This is a genomic window from Geodermatophilus sabuli (assembly GCF_010686765.1).
GTDB classification, from domain to species: domain Bacteria; phylum Actinomycetota; class Actinomycetes; order Mycobacteriales; family Geodermatophilaceae; genus Geodermatophilus; species Geodermatophilus sabuli_A.
Genome location: NZ_JAAGWF010000005.1, coordinates 153,303 through 168,387, shown reverse-complemented (window position 1 = coordinate 168,387; position 15,085 = coordinate 153,303). Strand labels below are relative to the sequence as shown.

Here is a 15,085-nt window from a genome sequence, read left to right as displayed (position 1 = left end):
CCGCCCGTCCGCTCCCGCGGCGGGCGGTGCCGGGCTCAGCGGGCCGCGGCGAGCTCCCCGCGCTCCAGCGCCTCCCGGTCGGACTCCAGGACGTCGGCGGCGGCGACGACGATGTTCGGGTCCGGCGTGCCGACGACCGCCTCGTCCTTGCCCGCGTAGGGCAGCGAGCTCAGCACGGCGCGCAGCGCCTCCAGTCGGGCCCGCTTCTTGTCGTTGCTCTTGATCACCGTCCAGGGCGCGTGCTCGGTGTCGGTGGCGGCGAACATCGCCTCCTTGGCCGCGGTGTAGTCGTCCCACCGGTCGAGGGAGGCGAGGTCGGTGGGGGAGAGCTTCCACTGCCGCACGGGGTCGATCCGCCGGACGATGAACCGGGTGCGCTGCTCGCGCCGCGAGACCGAGAACCAGAACTTGACCAGGTGGATGCCGCTGTCGACCAGCATCCGCTCGAACTCCGGCGCCTGGCGCATGAAGCGCTCGTACTGCTCGTCGGTGCAGTACCCCATCACCCGCTCGACGCCCGCACGGTTGTACCAGGAGCGGTCGAACAGGACGATCTCCCCGGCGGCCGGCAGGTGGGACACGTAGCGCTGGAAGTACCACTGCGTCTGCTCGCGCTCCGAGGGCTTGTCCAGTGCCACCACCCGGGCCCCCCGCGGGTTGAGGTGCTCGGTGAACCGCTTGATCGTGCCGCCCTTGCCGGCCGCGTCCCGTCCCTCGCAGAGGACCACCAGCTGCTGGCCGGTGTCCTTCACCCAGCCCTGCAGCCGCAGCAGCTGGATCTGCAGCCGGCGCTTCTCGTGCTCGTACTCGCGACGGGGCAGCCGCTCGTCGTAGGGATAGCCCTCCCGCCAGGTGTCGACCCGCCGGCCGTCGGGGCCGAACAGCTCGCCGTCGTCGTCCCAGTCCTCGTCGGAGTCGTCGCCGGGCAGGGCCTGGAGCCGGTACTGCGACACGTCGATCTCGCTCATGCAGTTCCTCGCCGGCGCTCGTCGCCGCATCCGCGGCGCTGCTGTGTCCACGCGTGAGCTCGCGAGCTCGCTCACGGACGTGGACTACCCCGCCCGGGCTCCCGCGCACGCACGACCTGCGGCGCGCCGCTGCGATGCTGTCGCGGTGCCCGACCCCTTCGCCACCGCCGAGCTGCGGCGGCGCGTGCTGGCCGCCTGGACCGACTCCCCGGCCCGCTTCCGCGAGGACGCCAACGCCGAGGAGGACCTCGTGCGCGGCGGGTACCGCGACCGGCTGCTGGTCGAGATGGCGCAGAACGCCGCCGACGCCGCCGCACGCGCCCGGGTGCCCGGGCGGTTGCGGCTGGAGCTGACCTCCGACGGCTCCGGCGGTGAGGTGCTGCGGGCGGCCAACACCGGCGCGCCGCTGGACGCCGCCGGGGTCCAGGGGTTGGCCTCGCTCCGCGCCTCGGCCAAGCGGGCGGAGCCGGTCGAGACGGTCGGCAGGTACGGGGTGGGCTTCGCCGCCGTCCTGGCGGTCAGCGACGAGCCGGCGCTGCACTCCACCACCGGGAGCGTGGCCTTCAGCGCGACCCGCACCCGCGCCGAGGTGGCCGGCATCGGGGCACTGGCCGACGAGCTCTCCCGCCGCGACGGCGCCGTCCCGGTCCTGCGGCTGCCGTGGCCGGCGGAGGGGGTGCCGCCGGAGGGGTTCGCGACCGAGGTGGTGCTGCCCCTGCGCGCCGGTGCGGGCGGGACCGTCCGGGCCGCGCTGGCCGGGCTCGACGCCGCGCTGCTGCTCGGGCTGCCGGGCCTGGCCGCGGTGGACGTCGTCGTCGACGGCGCGACCCGGTCGCTCGCGGTCCGGGACCGGGGGACCGAGGTCGAGCTCACCGACGGCGGACGGACGACGACCTGGCGGGTGCAGCGGCGCACGGGTGAGCTGGCTCCGGCGACGGTGGCCGACCGGCCGGTCGAGGAGCGCGCCCGCCGCGGGTACGCCGTCACCTGGGCGGTACCGCTGACCCACGACGGCGCCCCGGAGCCGCTGCCGGTGCCGCAGCGGGTGCACGCCCCGACGCCCAGCGACGAGCCGCTCAGCCTCCCGGTCCGGCTGGTCGCCCCGTTCCCCCTCGGCCCCGACCGGCGGCACGTGCTGCCCGGACCGGTCACCGACGTGCTGGTCGACGTCGCCGCGGACGCCTACGCCGGCCTGCTCGCCGGGCTGCCGGCCCACCCGGCGGTGCTCGGCCTCGTCCCGCGGGTCGGGCTGGCCGGCGCGGAGCTGGACGCCGCGCTGGGCACCGCGGTCCTCGAGCGGTTGCGGGCGGCGGCGTGGCTGCCGGTCGCCGGGCACGACGGCGACCGGCAGTGCCCGGACCGCGCGGTGGTGCTGGCCGAGGCGACCCCGGAGCGGGTCGCGGCGCTCACCGACGTGCTGCCCGGGCTGCTGCCGGCGGACTGGTCCCGCCGCACCGACGCCCCGGCGCTGGCCGCCCTCGGCGTGCGGCGGGTCGGCACGGCCGAGGTGGTGGAGGCGGTGCGCGGCGTCGGCCGGCCCGCGGCGTGGTGGGGGGCGCTCTACGCAGCGCTGGACGGCGCGGACCGCGAGGAGCTGGCCGCACTCCCGGTGCCGCTGGCCGACGGCCGCACCGCCCACGGCCCGGCCGGCGTGCTGCTGCCCGACGCGGAGCTGCCGGTGCCCCGGCTCGGGCCGCTCGGGCTCCGGGTGGCCGCCCCCGGCGCCGTCGCGCCGCCGGCGGCCCGGCGACTGCTGGAGCGGCTCGGCGCCCGGCCGGCGACCGCCGCCGGCGTGCTCGCCGACCAGGACGTGCGGGCGGCCGTGGAGGCGTCCCTCGACGCGGCCGACGACGCCTGGGACGCCGACCCGGCCGCCTTCGCCGAGGCGGTGCTCGCCCTGGTCGAGGCCGCGGGCACGGTGCCGGGCGAGCTGCCGTGGCTGGCCGAGCTCGCGCTGCCCGACGCCGACGGGGGCTGGGCACCGGCCGGGGAGCTGGTGCTGCCGGGGTCCCCGTTCGCCGCCGTCCTCGCCGGCGGGTCCCTGGGGACGCTGGGCTCCACCGTCGCCGCCGACCCCGCCGTCCTGCGGGCCGTCGGGGTGCTGGACGGGTTCGCCCTCACCGGCGCCGAGGACCCCGACGAGCTGGACGTCGACGCCGCGCCGGACTGGGCCGACGCCGTCCTCGACCGGCTGCCGCCCGGGAGCCCGCCGCCGCGGTGGCCGCAGCTGACCGCCGTCCGGGACCTGGAGCTGGTGGTCGACTGGCCGCGGGCGCTACCGCTGCTGACCGCGCTGCCCGCTGCGGCCTGGGCCGACGTCTCGCTCGACGGCACGGCGGTGCCCGGCTACCTCCGCTGGTGGCTGCGCACCCACCCGGTGCTCGACGGCGCCCGCCCCGACCGGCTGCGGCACCCCGCCGGCACGGAGTTGCAGGGACTGTACGAACCGGCCCGCGCCGATCCGGCGCTGCTCGAGCTGCTCCGCCCGCCGGCCACGGTGGCGGACGTGCTGGCCGACGTGGACGGCGCGCTCGACCTGCTCGAGCGGCTCGGCGATCCCCGGCGCACGGTGCCGCCGGCCGTGCTGGGGACGCTGTACGCGCGGCTGGCGCGGGCCCTCGACGGGGTGGACGTCGCCCCGCCGGCACGGGTCCGCGTGGCGGCCGACCGCGCCGTGCCGGCCGACGGCGCCGTGGTGCTCGACGCGCCGTGGCTGCTGCCACTGGTCGAGGGGCCGCTGGTGCCGGCCGGTGGGGAGCCGGACGCCGTGGCGGACCTGCTGGACCTGCCGCTGGCCACCGAGGTCGTCCGGGCGGGGGTGGAGAGCCGGCCGGCGCGCCGGCTGCCCTGGTCGCGCGTGCCGGGCGCGGCGCTGGCCGCCGCCCGCCTGGGCCTCGCGGCGCTGGAGGGACGGGTGGCCGTGCACGAGCCGCTGCTCGCCGGTGGCCGGCCGGTGAGCTGGTGGCCCGGCGAGGAGGAGGACCACGTCGACGGCAGCCCCGCAGCGCTGGGCCGCGCCCTGGCCTGGCGGGCGGGGGCCTGGCCGGCGCGGCAGGCGCTGGCCGAGGCGTTCGCCGCACCCGACCGTGCCGCGGAACTCGCCGCCGAGGACGCCGTCGGCCCGTGAGGCCGACGGCGCCCCCCTCGGTAGCGGGTCACTGGCCCACCCGAGCCCGGCCCCGTCCCGGGTCCCACCTCGAGCCTGCGAGGGGTGGGGAGGACGGGGTCCTCCTACTGCCCCCAGCGCGGGATGGCGTGCGCTCCTCCCGCGTGGCCGTGCGCGGACGACGGTCGGCCGTTGACGCCGCGGCCACCCGGCCCGCCGGACGCCGGTGCGCGCCCGGAGCCCGACCAGCTGCGGTACAGCGACAGCCAGTGCCCGGCGTCCAGGGCGGTGGCCGGGGTGGTCGGTGACAGGCCGACCGAGTGCAGCCAGCGCACCCCCTCGGTGCCGGGCAGCTGGGCCCGGAGGGTCGGGCCCAGCGCGGCACCCGGATGGGCGAGGACGGCGGCGGCCAGCCGGTCGAACGCGGCCGCCTCGGACTCGGGCAGTTCCGCGCGCGCGGCGGCGGCGGGTCCGTCGAGGGGGCGGTGTGGTCGTGACATGGGGACCTCCTGCAGGGCAGGCCCGGCCGCGGGCAGCCGCGGCCGGGGAGGGAACGGTGATCAGCGTGCCCCGGAACCGGGCGGGACGGCGAGGAGCGACGGCTCGACCCGCGGTGCGTGTCGCTGGGGGAGGTGCCTCGGGGCACTCAGGAGCGCATGCGAGAGACGCTAGGGGACCGACGGGGAGCCGTCGACCGGTTTTCGCGTGCCGGCTAGCGGGAGGAGCGGTCGCTGCGGCGCTGCTGGTGGGCTGCCCACCTCGCGCGGTCGCGCTCGCGGGCGCCCCTGCCCCGCTCGTGGCGCTCGGCCCGCCGGCGCGCCCGGTCGAGTTCGCGCTGCTCGAACGAGGAGTGCCGGTCCCAGTCGCTGGCCAGCGCCGCGACGCCCCAGACGCACAGGCCCAGGATCGCGAGGAACGCGGCCAGGATCGGGTCGAGCAGGACGAAGGCCGCCGCGGACCCGGCGGCCCAGACCGCGCCCCACCCGATCAGCCGTCTCGCCACGCCCGCCAGTATCCACCGGACGTGACGCTGGGCTCTCGCGGCGGCCGCCCCTTGCCTCGGAGCGGTTCGATGCCTACCGTCGGTACCAGCGGTTCAACAGTCAGCCGTCGAACAAGTGCCGGACTCCTTCGCCGCACCACGGCTCCGCTGTGGTTCCCCGCGTGCGGGCCCGCCCCTTCGAGAGGCGTCGTGCCGTGACCGCTACCTCCCTGACCCCCGTCGACGACCTGGTGTCCATCGATGTGGTCACCTCCGGCTCGTCCGTCCGGCTCACCGTGACCGGTGAGGTGGACTCCTCCTCCGCTCCGGCCCTGCGGGCCGCCCTCGACACCGCCCTCGCGGGCGGAGCGCGCGAGCTGGTCGTCGACCTCGACCGCGTGACCTTCCTCGACTCCGCCGGCCTGTGCGTGCTGGCCGCCGCCCACCGGCGCTCCGACGAGCAGGGTTTCGTGCTGAGGGTGCTGGCCTCGACCCGCGCGGTCACGCGGCCGCTGCAGATCACCGGACTCTGGCAGCTGCTGGCCGTCGAGCAGGTCGAGCCCGGCGAGGGCAGCGCCGCCTGACCCGGCGGCTCGCGCCGCCCCTCCGACGACCGTCCCGCCGCTGCCCGGCGGGACGGTCGTCGTCGTCCGTCCGGTGTCCCGTCCCGACGGGCTCACCCGGTACGCGGCGCTGTCGCGCGAGTGGGTGACGCCCACGTAACGAAATGGCGTGCCGCTCTCCCTGTGCTTCCCCCGTGGCCGACCGGCCACCTACTGTCGCCGCTCAGCCCACCATGTGATCTGCGCCACATCGGTTGGCTCCTGCAACATCCCGACGGCGGATGGGTGGACGTGCTGGCGGTCAGCAACCTCGAGGTCGTCTACGACGACGTCGTCTTGGTGCTCCGGGGCGTGAGCCTGGACGTGCCGGACGGGCAGATCGTCGGCCTGCTCGGTGCCAACGGCGCCGGCAAGACCACGCTGCTCCGCGCACTGTCGGGACTCCTCGACATCCACCACGGGGAGATCACCCGCGGCCAGGTCTCCCTCGACGGCGAGCGGATCGACCACCTCGGCCCGCAGCAGATCGTCGACCGCGGGATCAGCCAGGTGCTCGAGGGGCGGCGCGTCTTCGGCGAGTTCACCGTCGAGGAGAACCTGCGCGTCGGTGCCCACACCAAGCCCAAGGACCGCGCCGCCAACCTCGAGCGCGTCTTCGACCTGTTCCCGCGACTGCTCGAGCGGCGCACCCAGGCGGCCGGCTACCTCTCCGGCGGGGAGCAGCAGATGCTCGCCATGGGCCGGGCGCTGATGAGCAACCCCCGCTACCTGCTGCTCGACGAGCCGAGTCTCGGGCTGGCGCCGCAGCTGGTCGGCTCCATCCGGGACCTGATCACCGCCATCAACGAACAGGGGACGACGGTCCTGCTGGTCGAGCAGAACGCCTCGATGGCGCTGTCGATCGCCGACCACGGCTACGTCATGGAGACCGGCCGGGTGGTCATGGACAAGCCCGCCGAGGACCTCCTGGCCGACGACGACATCCGCGAGTTCTACCTGGGGCTCGGCGCCGAGGGCAGCGCGCGCTCGTTCCGGGACGTCAAGCACTACCGGCGCCGGAAGAGGTGGCTGTCATGACCGCGGGAAGCGCAGCCGCGCCGGTCGTCGAGGTCGCCGACGTCACCCTGCGGTTCAAGGGCGTCACGGCGATCAACGGCGTCTCGTTCACCGTCGGCGAGCACGAGCTGTTCGCGATCATCGGTCCCAACGGCGCCGGGAAGACGTCGATCTTCAACGTGCTGTCCGGGGTGTACCGGCCGCAGGAGGGCTCGGTGCGGTTCCTCGGCGAGCCCGTCCTCGGCCGGCGGCCGCACACCATCGCCGCCCGCGGCATGGCCCGCACCTTCCAGAACATCGAGCTGTTCGAGAACCTCACGGTGATCGACAACCTGATGCTCGGCCGCGCGCACGCGGTCCGCTACGGCATGTTCGCCGCGGCCGGCTGGCTGGGCCCCGCCCGCCGCAGCGAGCTGGCCGACCGGGCCGCGGTCGAGGACATAGTCGACTTCCTCGAGCTGGCGCAGTACCGCGGCTTCCCGGTCGGGCTGCTGCCCTACGGCGTCCAGAAGCGGGTGGAGCTGGGCCGCGCCCTGGCGATGGAACCCAAGCTCCTGCTCCTCGACGAGCCGGTGGCCGGCATGAACCTCGAGGAGACCGAGGACATGGCGCGCTTCATCCTCGACATCCGCGACGAGCTCGAGATCCCGATGATCATGGTCGAGCACGACATGGGCCTGGTCATGGACCTCGCCGACCGCGTGCTCGTCGTCGACTTCGGCGTCCCCATCACCACCGGCACCCCGGTCGAGGTGCAGCGCAACCCCGACGTCGTCAAGGCCTACCTCGGCGAGGACCACGCCACCGGCGGCCGGCGCTCGAAGGCGCCCAGCGCCGCCGGGACCGCAGCGGCAGGAGAGCACCCGTGACCACCACCGCGCCGCGGCGCACCTCGGACGCACCCGCCGTCACCACGACCGTCGTCACCCGGGTCCGCGACCGCGCCGCCGCCACCCCCGACGGCGTCGCCATGCGCACCAAGGAGCTCGGCCTGTGGCGGGAGACCAGCTGGGCCGAGTACTGGGACGAGGTGCAGGACGTCGCCCACGCCCTGCTCGCCCTCGGCGTCGGCCGCGGTGACCGGGTCGCCGTCCAGTCGGAGAACCGGCGGGAGTGGCTGACCGCCGACCTCGGCACGGTGGCGATCGGCGGCGTCACCGTCGGGCTCTACCCGACCAACCCCGCGGCCGAGGTCGTGCACGTGCTCGCCGACTCCGGTGCGACCGTGCTCGTCGCCGAGGACCAGGAGCAGGTGGACAAGGCGCTCGAGGTGACCGGCCGGACGCCGGACCTGCGGCACGTCGTCTACGTCGAGCCGCGCGGCATCCGTGGTCGCTACACCGACCCCCGGTTGCTGTCCTGGTCGGACTTCCTCGCCCGCGGCCGGGAGCACCGCGCCGCGTACCCCGGCCTGGTCGACGAGACGATGGCGCAGACCCGGCCCGGCGACCTGATGACGCTGATCTACACGTCGGGCACGACCGGCCTGCCCAAGGGCGCCATGCTCAGCGTGGCCAACGTCGAGGCCACCGTCGGCGCGCTCACCGGCGCCGGCGGCCTGCTCGACCCGCCGGCCGGCCCGCGCGACCTGTCGCTGTCCTACCTGCCGCTGTGCCACGTGGCCGAGCGGATCTTCACCACCTGGAACAACGCCGCCACCGGCATCCAGGTCAACTTCGCCGAGTCGATCGACACCGTGCCGGCCAACCTGCGCGAGATCCAGCCGACCTTCTTCTTCGCCGTCCCGCGGATCTGGGAGAAGCTGCTGGCCACCGTCCAGGTGAAGCAGGCCGCGGCCAGCCCGCTCAAGGGCGCGATCGCCGGCGCCGGGCTGAAGCTCGCGGGGGAGGTCGGGAAGACCCTCGCCGCCACCGGCGGGCGGCACACGGCCGGGTCGCGGCTGCGCTACGCCCTCGCCTGGGTGCTGGTGGTGCGCGCACTGCGCGAGCGGCTCGGGCTGCGCCGGGTGCGCTGGGCCGGCTGCGGGGCGGCGCCGGTCTCGATCGACGTCCTGCAGTTCTTCCTGGGTCTGGGCATCCCGGTCTACGAGGTCTACGGGATGACCGAGAACACCGCGTCGGCCACCGCCAACCGGCCCGGGACGTGGAAGCTCGGCTCGGTCGGCGTCGCGCACGACTCGGTGGAGCTGCGGATCGACCCGGCGACCGGCGAGATCCTCACCCGCGGCCCGGCCACCTTCCAGGGCTACTGGAACCGCCCGGACGCGACCGCCGAGGCGATCGACGGCGAGGGCTGGCTGCACACCGGGGACGTCGGCGTGCTCGAGGACGACGGCTTCCTGCGGGTCACCGACCGCATGAAGGACATCATGATCACCGCGGGCGGCAAGAACGTCGCGCCGTCGGAGATCGAGAACGCGCTCAAGGTCAGCCCGTACGTCAAGGAGGCGGTGCTTATCGGCGACCGGCGTCCCTACCTGACCGCGCTGATCGGCATCGAGCCCGACACCGTCTCCGACTGGGCGCAGCAGCAGCGGATCGCCTTCACCACCTACCGGGACCTCACCGAGAAGAAGGAGGTCCTCGACCTGGTCCAGGGCATCGTCACCGACGTCAACAGCCGGCTGGCCACCGTGGAGCAGGTCAAGGCCTTCCGGCTGCTGCCCAAGCTGCTCGACCACGAGGACGGCGAGCTCACCGCCACCCAGAAGGTCCGCCGGGCCGCGATGGCTGAGCGGTTCTCCGGCCTGGTCGAGAGCATGTACCGCGGCGGAGGGCGCGGCTGATGGAGGAGGTCCTCTCCACCCTGGTGCGCGGGCTGGGCTTCGGCTCGCTCTACGCGATGCTCGCCGTCAGCTTCGTGATCATCTACAAGTCGTCGAGGGTCATCAGCTTCGCCCAGCCGGCGATGATGCTGGCCGGCGCGACGCTGGTGAGCTACCTGGCCGGGCCGGTCGGCTTCTACCTCGCCGTGCCGCTGGCCGCCCTGGGCATCGCCGCGCTGGGCCTGGGCATCGAGCGGGCGACCATCCGGCCGATGATCGGCCGGCCGGTGTTCGTCATCGCGATCATCACGCTCGGCCTGGACATCGCCATCCGCGTCGTCGTCAACGTCTTCATCGGTCGCGACGTCCGGCAGGTCGGGGACCCGTGGGGGCTGTCCACCGTCGAGGTGCTGGGCCTGACCGTCCAGCAGCGGTACATCGCGATGATCGTGGTGCTCGTCGTCGTGGTCGCCGCGCTGTTCAGCTTCTTCCGCTACAGCCGCTGGGGGCTGGCCATGCGGGCGGCCTCCCTGGACCAGGAGACGGCGCTGGTACAGGGCGTCTCCGTCGGCACCGCGATGGCCATGTCATGGGCGATGGCCGGTGGCCTGGCCGCCGTGGCAGGGGCGTTCGTCGGCACCGGCGGCGGGGTGGACCAGTCCACCTGGGTCATCGCGCTCAAGGCGCTGCCGGCGATCATCATCGGGGGCCTGGACTCCATCGAGGGCGCCGTCGTCGGCGGACTCGCCGTCGGGGTCGTCGAGTCCTTCGTCGCCGCCTACCAGGCCGACGTGGCGCCCTGGCTCGGGCAGAACTTCTCGCTGGTGTCGCCGTACGTGCTCCTGCTGCTGGTCCTGCTGGTCCGGCCCTACGGCCTGTTCGGCACGCGGGAGGTGGAGCGGGTATGACGGCCACGGAGCCGCGCCGCGCCGAGGCGGCCACCGGGAGCACTCCCGGGACCGGGCCGACCGCACGCAGCGGGGGGCGACGGCCCCGCGGCCGCCCGGCGATGTACACCACCTACGCGCAGGACATGGCGCTGCTCAACACCCGGGGCAAGAAGGTCGGCCTCGGGGCGCTCCTGGTCCTCGCCGTCCTGCTGCCCTTCGTCCTGCAGGACGACCTGCTGCGGCTGCTGGCCACCGGCTGCGTCCTGTCCATCGGCGCGATCGGGCTCAACCTGGTGACCGGTTACGCCGGGCAGGTGTCCCTCGGCCACGCCTTCTTCCTGGGGGTGGGCGCCTACACCGCCTCGGTGGTGGCCGGTGACCCCGAGGACGAGGAGGTCTGGGGTCTCGGCATCACGTTCCTGCCGGTCTGGCTGCTGGCCGCCGGCGTCGTCGCCGCCGTGCTCGGGCTGGTCGTCGCGCCGCTGGCCAGCCGGCTGCGCGGCCTCTACCTCGCGATCGTCACCCTCGGCCTGGTCTTCATCGGCGAGCACGTGTTCCGCGAGTGGGACTCGCTCACCGGCGGCGTCGGGGTGGGCCGGCAGGCGGCCGAGCCGGTGCTGTTCGGGATGGACCTGTCGCGGCGCAGCGAGTCCTTCTCCGGCGACCAGCAGATGTACTGGCTGATGCTGGCCATGCTGCTGCTCTTCGCCCTGGTCGGTCGCAACATCGCCCGCTCGGCGATGGGCCGCAGCTTCGCCGCCGTCCGGGACCGCGACATCGCCGCGGAGATCACCGGTGTCGACGTGCGGCGGGTCAAGCGCCGGGCGTTCGTCGTCTCCAGCTTCTACGCCGGCTGCGCCGGGGCGCTGTGGTACTCGATCCTCGGCTTCATCGACCCGTCCTCGTTCGGGTTGCTGCTGTCGGTGCAGTTCATCGCGATGGTCCTGATCGGCGGGGTGGCCACCATCTCCGGCTCGATCATGGGCGCCTTCTTCATCGCCCTGCTCCCGCGGCTGACCCGTGAGCTGCCCGCGTACCTGCCGTTCCTGTCCTCCTCCGCGACCGACACGCCCAACGTCTTCCAGTTCGAGACGCTGCTCTACGGCCTGCTGATCGTGTTGTTCCTCATCTTCGAGCCGCGCGGGCTGTACGGCGTCTGGATCCGCGTCCGGAACTACTGGAAGGCGTGGCCCTTCAGCTACTGACAGGGCCCCGTCCCTCTCACCCCTCGCACGCTCGGGGCGAGCCTCCGGACGGGGCACACCCCGAGACCCCCGCGGGCAGTGCCGCCCGCAGGCACCACGACCGGCGCCGTTGCCGGCGAGAAGGGAGCACCCCATGAGGAACACCGCGCGCCGCGGAGCCGGCCTCCGGCGTCGCAGACTGATGGCGGTCTCGCTGACCGGCCTCGCCGTGCTGGCGGCCGGATGTCGTGGTGGCGGCGAGGACCCGGCCGACGGCGGCGACGGCGGTGGCGACGTCGCCACCGACGTCGGGGTCACCAGCGAGCCGTGTCCCGACGCCGTCAACGCCGACAACGGCTGCATCTACCTGGGCACGCTGTCCGACCTGACCGTCGGCCCGTTCGCGGCGGCCGGCCCGCTGATCATCGAGGGCCAGGAGGCGTTCTGGAACCGGGTCAACGAGGACGGCGGCATCGGCGGCTACGACGTCGACGTCACCGAGTACGTGCGGGACAACCAGTACAACCCGCAGGTGACCAACCAGGTCTACCAGGAGATCAAGCCCGACGTCCTGGCCCTCGCGCAGACCCTCGGCTCGCCGATGACCGCCGCGATCGTGGACGACCTCGACGCCGAGGACATCATCGCCGCGCCCGCCGCCTGGAGCTCGCTCTACCTGTTCCAGGACGTCATCGTGGAGAGCGGGGCCAGCTACTGCGCCGAGGCGATGAACGGCGTCGACTACGCCGTCGAGAACGACGGCATCCAGTCGGTGATGGCCATCCACTACGCCGGCGACTACGGCGCCGACGCCGCGGCCGGCGCGAAGGTCGCCGCCGAGGCCAACGGCATCGAGTTCACCAACGTCGAGACCACGGCCGGCGCCGACAACCAGGCGGCCGCCATCGCGGCGATCCGGGAGCAGGCGCCCGACCTGGTGCTCATCTCGACCGGCCCGACCGAGACGGCCACGATCGTCGGCCAGGCCGTCGCCGGCGGCTTCCAGGGCCGGGTGATGGGCTCCTCGCCGACGTGGAACCCGGCGATCCTGCAGTCCCCGGCCGCGCCGGCCTTCCAGGCGGCGTTCCAGCACCTCGGGCCGTGGGGCCCGTGGGACGCCGAGACCGACGGCCACGCGGCGGCGCTCGAGGCGCTGGGCGACGTCCAGCCCAACGAGTTCTACCTGGCCGGCTGGTTCTGGTCCTACCCGCTCAAGGCCGCACTGGAGGCCGCCGCCGAGAACGGTGACCTGACCCGCGCCGGCCTCCGCGAGGCGGCCGAGGGCCTGGAGGAGATCGACTTCGAGGGCGTCCTGCCCGAGGGCACCGGCAACTACGCGGGCGGGGCGAACGAGGCGGCGTCGCGGGCGACCTACATCAGCGCCATCGACCCGGCCGCGAGCACCGGGCTGGCGCCGGTCGCGGAGGCCTACACCGGTCCGACGGTCGAGGCCTACGAGTTCACCGGCCCCTGCTACGAGGTGGAGGACCTCGGCTGATCCGGCGGGTCCCGCCGATCGTCGGCGGGTGGCCCTCCCGGCCGGCGTGCCGGGCAGCCACCCGCCGATGATCGACCGGCCCGCAGGGGGGACACTCGGGGACGCCGACCTGGTCGAACGAGGAGGACACCGTGCGTGATGCGGTCATCTGCGAGCCCCTGCGGACCCCGGTGGGGGGCTTCGGCGGTTCACTGCGGGACGTGCCGGCGCAGGACCTCGCCGCCACGGTCATCCGCGCGGTCATGGAGCGCAGCGGCCTGCCGCCCGAGTCGGTCGAGGACGTCGTGCTCGGCCACTGCTACCCGACGATGGACGCCCCGGCGATCGGCCGGGTCGCCGCGCTGGACGCCGGCCTGCCGGTGACCGCCTCGGGCATCCAGCTCGACCGCCGGTGCGGGTCGGGCCTGCAGGCGGTCCTGTACGCGGCGATGCAGGTGCAGTCCGGGGCCTCCGACGTCGTCCTGGCCGGTGGCGCGGAGTCGATGAGCAACGCGCCGTTCTACTCCACCGCCATGCGCTGGGGCGTCAAGGCCGGGCCGGGGGTGCTGCTCAACGACGGGCTGGCCCGTGGCCGGGTGACCGCCGGGGGGAAGAACCACCCGGTGCCCGGCGGGATGCTCGAGACGGCGGAGAACCTGCGTCGCGAGTACGGGATCGGCCGCGCGGAGCAGGACGAGTACTCCGTCCGCAGCCACCAGCGCGCCGCCGCTGCCGCCGAGGCCGGCCGGTTCGCCGACGAGATCGTGCCGGTGACCGTGAAGGGCCGGAAGAGCGAGACGGTCGTCGACCGCGACGAGCACATCCGCCCGGACTCGAACGTGGAGACCCTCGCCAAGCTGCGGCCGATCATGGGCAAGGACGACCCGGACGCCACCGTCACCGCCGGCAACGCGAGCGGGCAGAACGACGGCGCCGCCATCTGCATCGTCACCCACCCGGACAAGGCCGCCGAGCTGGGCCTGCGGCCCCTGGCCCGTCTCGTGTCGTGGGGTGTCGGCGGCGTCCCGCCGAAGACCATGGGCATCGGCCCGGTGCCCGCCACGGCCAAGGCGCTGGCCCAGGCCGACGTGAAGCTCTCCGACGTCGACCTGATCGAGCTCAACGAGGCCTTCGCCAGCCAGGTGCTCGCCGTGACCCGCGAGTGGGGCTTCACCGAGAGCGACTTCGAGCGGACCAACGTCAACGGCTCCGGGATCTCCCTGGGTCACCCGGTCGGCGCCACCGGCGGCCGGATCCTGGCCACCCTGCTGCGCGAGATGGACCGCCGCGGCGCCCGCTACGGCCTGGAGACGATGTGCATCGGCGGCGGGCAGGGCCTCGCGGCGCTGTTCGAGCGGGTGGCCTCTTGACCGTGGGTGCCCCCCACGGCCGGGTCGCGATCGTCACGGGTGCCGCCCGCGGGATCGGCGCGGCCACCGCCCGGCGGCTGGCGGCCGACGGCCTCGCCGTGGCGGTGGTCGACCTGGCCGAGGACGACGCCCGCGGCACGGTGCAGGCGATCGAGGCCGACGGCGGCCGGGCGCTGGCCGTGGGCGCCGACGTGGGCGACGCCGACCAGGTGCAGGCCGCCGTCGACCGGGTCGCCGCGGAACTGGGCCCGCCGTTGGTGCTGGTGAACAACGCCGGCGTGACACGGGACAACCTGCTGTTCAAGATGACCGACGCCGACTGGGACGTGGTCATGCACGTGCACCTGCGCGGCTCGTTCCTCATGACCCGCGCGGTGCAGCAGCACATGACCGCCGCGCGGTGGGGCCGCATCGTCAACCTGTCCAGCACGTCCGCGCTGGGCAACCGGGGTCAGGCCAACTACTCGACGGCCAAGGCGGGTCTGCAGGGGTTCACCAAGACCCTCGCCATCGAGCTGGGCAAGTTCGGGGTCACCGCCAACGCGATCGCCCCGGGCTTCATCGTGACGGACATGACCAAGGCGACCGCGGCGCGGATCGGCGAGGACTGGGAGACCTACGTGCAGGCGCGCGCCGCGGCCATCCCGGTCGCCCGGGCCGGTCAGCCCGAGGACATCGCGCACACCGTGTCCTTCCTCGTCAGCGAGGGGGCCGGCTTCGTCTCCGGCCAGGTCGTCTACGTGGCCGGCGGCCCCCGCGCGTGA

13 protein-coding genes are annotated in these 15,085 nt (G+C 74.5%); 10 read left to right on the top strand and 3 right to left on the bottom strand.

Annotated elements, in window-relative coordinates; genetic code table 11:
- Positions 1-35: 35 nt before the first annotated feature.
- On the bottom strand, positions 36-968 hold the full coding sequence (gene ppk2, locus GCU56_RS04390; protein ID WP_163480295.1) for a polyphosphate kinase 2: 933 nt from the start codon (positions 966-968) through the stop codon (positions 36-38).
- 145 nt (positions 969-1,113) lie between these two features.
- Between ppk2 and GCU56_RS04385 the strand changes: the two genes are divergently transcribed.
- Complete coding sequence (locus GCU56_RS04385) at positions 1,114-4,095, top strand: sacsin N-terminal ATP-binding-like domain-containing protein (RefSeq protein ID WP_163480294.1); 2,982 nt, start codon at positions 1,114-1,116, stop codon at positions 4,093-4,095.
- 104 nt (positions 4,096-4,199) lie between these two features.
- Here GCU56_RS04385 and GCU56_RS04380 read toward each other — a convergent pair whose 3' ends face one another.
- On the bottom strand, positions 4,200-4,574 hold the full coding sequence (locus GCU56_RS04380; RefSeq protein WP_163480293.1) for a hypothetical protein: 375 nt from the start codon (positions 4,572-4,574) through the stop codon (positions 4,200-4,202).
- Positions 4,575-4,786: 212 nt separating this feature from the next.
- On the bottom strand, positions 4,787-5,077 hold the full coding sequence (locus tag GCU56_RS04375; RefSeq protein ID WP_163480292.1) for a hypothetical protein: 291 nt from the start codon (positions 5,075-5,077) through the stop codon (positions 4,787-4,789).
- 194 nt (positions 5,078-5,271) lie between these two features.
- Here GCU56_RS04375 and GCU56_RS04370 point away from each other — a divergent pair, with 194 nt between their 5' ends.
- The 9 genes from GCU56_RS04370 (at position 5,272) to fabG (ending at position 15,085) form a co-directional block, all read left to right on the top strand.
- Positions 5,272-5,640: an anti-sigma factor antagonist gene (locus GCU56_RS04370; protein WP_163480291.1), complete on the top strand. Its 369-nt coding sequence runs from the start codon at positions 5,272-5,274 to the stop codon at positions 5,638-5,640.
- A gap of 264 nt (positions 5,641-5,904) precedes the next feature.
- On the top strand, positions 5,905-6,696 hold the full coding sequence (locus GCU56_RS04365) for an ABC transporter ATP-binding protein (protein WP_440588729.1): 792 nt from the start codon (positions 5,905-5,907) through the stop codon (positions 6,694-6,696).
- Positions 6,693-7,544: an ABC transporter ATP-binding protein gene (locus tag GCU56_RS04360; RefSeq protein ID WP_163480290.1), complete on the top strand. Its 852-nt coding sequence runs from the start codon at positions 6,693-6,695 to the stop codon at positions 7,542-7,544. Before GCU56_RS04365 ends, GCU56_RS04360 begins: the two co-directional genes overlap by 4 nt.
- Positions 7,541-9,421 carry an AMP-binding protein gene (locus GCU56_RS04355; RefSeq protein WP_204331431.1) on the top strand — a complete coding sequence of 627 codons (1,881 nt, stop codon included), beginning with the start codon at positions 7,541-7,543 and terminating at the stop codon, positions 9,419-9,421. Before GCU56_RS04360 ends, GCU56_RS04355 begins: the two co-directional genes overlap by 4 nt.
- Positions 9,421-10,308, top strand: coding sequence for a branched-chain amino acid ABC transporter permease (locus tag GCU56_RS04350; protein WP_163480289.1), 888 nt, complete (start codon positions 9,421-9,423; stop codon positions 10,306-10,308). The genes GCU56_RS04355 and GCU56_RS04350 overlap by 1 nt, the downstream gene beginning before the upstream one ends.
- The gene (locus GCU56_RS04345) at positions 10,305-11,495 is read left to right on the top strand and encodes a branched-chain amino acid ABC transporter permease (protein ID WP_204331430.1); all 1,191 of its coding nucleotides are present in this window, start codon (positions 10,305-10,307) and stop codon (positions 11,493-11,495) included. The genes GCU56_RS04350 and GCU56_RS04345 overlap by 4 nt, the downstream gene beginning before the upstream one ends.
- Positions 11,496-11,628: 133 nt before the next feature.
- Positions 11,629-12,972 (top strand): ABC transporter substrate-binding protein, encoded by a 1,344-nt coding sequence (locus GCU56_RS04340; protein WP_163480288.1) that lies wholly within the window; start codon positions 11,629-11,631, stop codon positions 12,970-12,972.
- A 131-nt stretch (positions 12,973-13,103) separates the two neighbouring features.
- Positions 13,104-14,321, top strand: coding sequence for an acetyl-CoA C-acetyltransferase (locus tag GCU56_RS04335; protein WP_163480287.1), 1,218 nt, complete (start codon positions 13,104-13,106; stop codon positions 14,319-14,321).
- 2 nt (positions 14,322-14,323) lie between these two features.
- Entirely contained in the window at positions 14,324-15,085 is a 762-nt protein-coding gene (fabG, locus tag GCU56_RS04330) for a 3-oxoacyl-ACP reductase FabG (protein WP_163480286.1), read from the top strand.

Coding starts and splice junctions, on each gene's coding strand:
- GCU56_RS04345 (WP_204331430.1), top strand. CDS start 10,305: ATGACGGCCACGGAGCCGCGCCGCGCCGAGGCGGCCACCGGGAGCACT.
- GCU56_RS04380 (WP_163480293.1), bottom strand. CDS start 4,574: ATGTCACGACCACACCGCCCCCTCGACGGACCCGCCGCCGCCGCGCGC.
- GCU56_RS04340 (WP_163480288.1), top strand. CDS start 11,629: ATGAGGAACACCGCGCGCCGCGGAGCCGGCCTCCGGCGTCGCAGACTG.
- GCU56_RS04360 (WP_163480290.1), top strand. CDS start 6,693: ATGACCGCGGGAAGCGCAGCCGCGCCGGTCGTCGAGGTCGCCGACGTC.
- ppk2 (WP_163480295.1), bottom strand. CDS start 968: ATGAGCGAGATCGACGTGTCGCAGTACCGGCTCCAGGCCCTGCCCGGC.
- GCU56_RS04350 (WP_163480289.1), top strand. CDS start 9,421: ATGGAGGAGGTCCTCTCCACCCTGGTGCGCGGGCTGGGCTTCGGCTCG.